The sequence below is a fragment of the Pseudomonas sp. HMWF006 genome, assembly GCF_003061205.1.
Taxonomy (GTDB): domain Bacteria; phylum Pseudomonadota; class Gammaproteobacteria; order Pseudomonadales; family Pseudomonadaceae; genus Aquipseudomonas; species Aquipseudomonas monsensis.
The window spans coordinates 6,921-10,107 of the sequence record NZ_QAIU01000439.1 but is presented as its reverse complement, the minus strand read 5'-3'; the positions used below and the strand labels follow the sequence as shown (position 1 = coordinate 10,107).

Annotated in this window: 2 protein-coding genes; one reads left to right on the top strand and one right to left on the bottom strand. The window is 62.4% G+C overall.

All coding sequences use genetic code 11. From position 1 onward, the window contains the following. Positions 1 to 1,107, top strand: a 1,107-nt coding sequence (locus tag DBR24_RS32790; protein WP_256591624.1) for a DUF3458 domain-containing protein, incomplete at its 5' end; no start/stop codon positions are given. A 126-nt stretch (positions 1,108 to 1,233) separates the two neighbouring features. Here the strand turns inward: DBR24_RS32790 and katG are convergent. Then, positions 1,234 to 3,187, bottom strand: a 1,954-nt coding sequence (gene katG / locus DBR24_RS18490; protein ID WP_256591623.1) for a catalase/peroxidase HPI, incomplete at its 5' end; no start/stop codon positions are given.

Below are 3,187 nucleotides of genomic sequence, written 5' to 3'. Positions count from 1 at the left end.
CGCGTGATCTCGGTGACCGAAGCCGAACAGACTTTCACCTTCGTCGACGTCGCCGAACATCCGCTGCCGTCCTTGCTGCGTGGTTTCTCGGCCCCGGTGAAACTGAGCTTCCCGTACAGCCGCGACCAGTTGATGTTCCTGATGCAGCATGACAGCGACGGTTTCAACCGCTGGGATGCCGGGCAGCAGTTGTCGGTGCAGGTGCTGCAAGAGCTGATCGGCCAGCAGCAAAAGGGCGAGAGTCTGGTACTCGATTCGCGGTTGATCACGGCGCTGCGTACCGTGCTGTCCGATGAGTCGCTGGATCAGGCGATGGTCGCCGAAATGCTCTCGCTGCCGGGTGAGGCCTATCTCACCGAAATCAGCGAAGTGGCTGACGTCGAAGCCATCCACACCGCACGCGAATTTGCCCGCAAGCAACTGGCGGACAATCTGTTTGAGGCGCTGTGGCTGCGTTATCAGGCCAACCGCGACCTGTCGAAGCAGACGCCGTACGTGGCCGAGGCCGAGCACTTCGCCCGTCGTGCGCTGCAGAATATTGCGCTGTCGTACCTGATGCTCAGCGGCAAGCCTGAAGTACTGGCCGCCGCACTGGAGCAGTTCGAAAACAGCGACAACATGACCGAGCGCCTGACCGCGCTGGCCGTGCTGGTCAACTCGCCGTTCGAGGAGCAGAAAGCCCTGGCGCTGGCGAGTTTCGCCGAGCACTTCAAGGACAACCCGCTGGTCATGGATCAGTGGTTCAGCGTGCAGGCCGGCAGCACCTTGCCGGGCGGTCTGGAGCGCGTGAAAGCGTTGATGCAGCACCCGGCGTTCACTATCAAGAACCCGAACAAGGTGCGTGCACTGGTGGGTGCGTTTGCCGGACAGAACCTGATCAACTTCCACGCGGCGGATGGTACGGGCTACCGTTTCCTCGCCGATCTGGTGATCGAACTGAACGGCTTCAACCCACAGATCGCCTCACGCCAACTGGCGCCGCTGACCCGCTGGCGCAAATATGACAGCGCGCGGCAGGCGTTGATGAAGGCCGAGCTGGAGCGGATTCTGGCTTCCGGTCAGCTGTCCAGCGACGTGTACGAAGTGGTGAGCAAAAGCCTGGCGTAAGCCGGGTTACACCAGACACTGTGGGAGCGGGCTTGCCCGCGATGGCGGCATTAGATTCAACGTCGATGTTGAATGATCTGCCGCTATCGCTGGTAAGCCAGCTCCCACAGTTTTTTTGCGTTTGCGTTATTTCAGATCGAAGCGATCCAGCTCCATCACCTTGGCCCACGCCGCCACGAAGTCCTTCACGAACTGTTCCTTCGCGTCAGAGCTCGCATACACCTCGGCCAGCGCCCGCAGGATCGCGTTCGAACCGAACACCAGATCAACCCGCGTTGCCGTCCATTTCACGCTCCCTGTATTACGGTCGCGACCTTCGAACTCGTCCGCCGCCCGTGAGGTCGGCTTCCACTCCACGCCCATGTCCAGCAGGTTGGTGAAGAAGTCGTTGCTCAAGGTTTCCGTGCGGGTGGTGAAGACGCCGTGACGACTCTGCCCGGTGTTGGCGCCCAAGACACGCAGGCCGCCGACAAGCACGGTCATTTCCGGCGCGGAGAGGGTCAGCAGTTGAGCCTTGTCGATCAGCAGGGCTTCCGCTGAAACGGTGTATTTGCCCTTGCTGTAGTTACGGAAACCATCGGCGATCGGTTCGAGGAAACCAAACGATTCGACGTCGGTTTGCTCCTGGGTGGCATCGGTGCGTCCTGGGGTGAACGGCACGGAAACCGAGTGCCCGGCGTTTTCCGCCGCTTGCTCGACCCCGGCATTACCGGCCAGCACAATCAGGTCCGCCAGCGAGACTTTCTTCCCGGAGGCTCCGGCATTGAACTCGTTCTGAATGCCTTCGAGGGTTTTCAGCACCTTATCCAGTTGCTCCGGCTGATTGGCCTGCCAGAACTTCTGCGGGGCCAGACGCAGACGACCGCCATTGGCGCCGCCACGCTTGTCGGAACCGCGGAACGTCGATGCTGCGGCCCACGCGGTGGAGACCAGTTGCGACACCGACAGACCGGACGCCAGCACTTTGCTTTTCAGCGCCGCCGCGTCATTGCTGTCGATCAGCGGGTGAGTCGCGTCCGGAATCGGGTCTTGCCACAGCAGCTCTTCATTGGGCAGTTCCGGGCCGAGGTAGCGCGAGAGCGGGCCCATGTCGCGGTGGATCAGCTTGTACCAGGCGCGGGCGAAGGCGTCGGCCAGTTGCTCCGGGTTGGCCAGGAAGCGCCGGGCGATCGGCTCGTAGATCGGGTCGAAGCGCAGCGCCAGGTCAGACGTGAGCATGGTCGGGGAGAGTTTCTTGCTCGGATCGTGAGCATGCGGAACGGTGCCGGCGCCAGCGCCGTTTTTTGGTTTCCACTGGTGCGCACCCGCCGGGCTTTTGAACAGCTCCCACTCGAAGCCGAACAGGTTTTCCAGGTAGTTGTTGCTCCACTGGGTCGGCGTGGTGGTCCAGGTCACTTCCAGGCCGCTGGTGATGGTGTCGGCGCCTTTGCCGGTGCCGAAGGCGTTGCGCCAGCCGAGGCCTTGTTCTTCCAGCCCGGCGGCTTCCGGCTCCGGCCCGACATTGTCGGCAGGGCCGGCGCCGTGAGTCTTGCCAAAGGCGTGACCGCCGGCGATCAGCGCCACGGTTTCTTCATCGTTCATGGCCATGCGGGCGAAGGTTTCACGGATGTCGCGCCCGGAGGCGACTGGATCGGGATTGCCTTCCGGGCCTTCCGGGTTCACGTAGATCAGGCCCATCTGCACCGCGGCGAGAGGGTTTTCCAGATTGCGCTCGCCCTGATCGGTGCGGCTTTCCTCTTTGCCGTGCAGATCGGGTTCGGCCACCAGCGCGCCGTCACCGGGTTCCTGCATGGCTGATTTGTCTTTGCCGTAGCGACTGTCGCCGCCGAGCCATTCGCGTTCTGAGCCCCAGTACACGTCCTCATCCGGCTCCCACACATCGGGACGGCCACCGGAGAAACCGAAGGTCTTGAAGCCCATCGACTCCAGCGCGACGTTGCCGGTGAGGACAATCAGGTCAGCCCAGGAAATGTTGCGGCCATATTTCTGTTTGATCGGCCACAGCAGGCGCCGGGCCTTGTCCAGGCTGACGTTGTCCGGCCAACTGTTGAGCGGGGCAAAACGCTGTTGCCCGGAGCCG